Annotated in this window: 1 protein-coding gene; it reads left to right on the top strand. The window is 46.9% G+C overall.

The features are described 5' to 3' along the window. Positions 1–1,149, top strand: a 1,149-nt coding sequence (gene tuf / locus L5M29_RS23620) for an elongation factor Tu (RefSeq protein ID WP_113941600.1), incomplete at its 5' end; no start/stop codon positions are given. Positions 1,150–1,195 lie beyond the last annotated feature (46 nt).

The following is a 1,195-nucleotide window of genomic DNA, read 5'->3' as shown; positions in this document are numbered from 1 at the left end:
GTAAACGTGGGCACCATTGGTCACGTTGACCATGGTAAAACCACACTGACTGCAGCTATCTCTCACGTACTGGCTAAGACCTACGGTGGCGAAGCTAAAGACTTCTCTCAAATCGATAACGCTCCAGAAGAGCGTGAGCGCGGTATTACGATCAATACCTCTCACATCGAATATGACACGCCTTCACGTCACTACGCACACGTAGACTGCCCAGGCCACGCTGACTATGTTAAAAACATGATCACTGGTGCTGCACAGATGGACGGCGCGATTCTAGTAGTTGCCTCTACAGACGGTCCAATGCCACAGACTCGTGAGCACATCCTGCTTTCTCGTCAGGTTGGCGTACCTTTCATCATCGTRTTCATGAACAAATGTGACATGGTAGATGACGAAGAGTTACTGGAATTGGTTGAAATGGAAGTGCGTGAACTTCTGTCAGAATACGATTTCCCAGGTGATGATTTACCAGTAATCCAAGGTTCAGCTCTGAAGGCCCTAGAAGGTCAACCAGAGTGGGAAGCTAAGATCCTTGAATTAGCCGCAGCACTGGATTCTTACATTCCAGAACCACAACGTGAYATCGATAAGCCGTTCCTACTGCCAATCGAAGACGTATTCTCAATTTCAGGCCGTGGTACAGTAGTYACTGGTCGTGTTGAGCGTGGTATTGTTAAAGTGGGTGACGAAGTTGAAATCGTTGGTGTTCGCACAACGACTAAAACAACGTGTACTGGTGTAGAAATGTTCCGTAAACTGCTTGACGAAGGTCGTGCAGGCGAGAACTGTGGTGTGTTATTACGTGGTACTAAGCGTGATGACGTAGAACGTGGTCAAGTATTGGCTAAACCAGGTTCAATCAACCCACACACGACTTTTGAATCAGAAGTTTATGTTCTGTCAAAAGAAGAAGGCGGACGTCAYACTCCATTCTTCAAAGGCTACCGTCCACAGTTCTACTTCCGTACAACTGACGTAACCGGTACTATCGAACTGCCAGAAGGCGTAGAGATGGTAATGCCTGGCGACAACATCAAAATGGTAGTGACTCTGATTTGCCCAATCGCGATGGACGAAGGTTTACGCTTCGCAATCCGTGAAGGTGGTCGTACAGTTGGTGCTGGTGTAGTAGCTAAAATCATCGCTTAATTGCGATAGAAATTAGTTTGAAAAGGAAGCTTCGGCTTCCTTTTTT

It is taken from the genome of Shewanella sp. SM95 (genome assembly GCF_025653595.1).
In the GTDB taxonomy this organism is placed as follows: domain Bacteria; phylum Pseudomonadota; class Gammaproteobacteria; order Enterobacterales; family Shewanellaceae; genus Shewanella; species Shewanella oncorhynchi.
The sequence above is the reverse complement of the archived record's forward strand: the minus strand, read 5'-3'. Positions and strand labels throughout refer to the sequence as shown.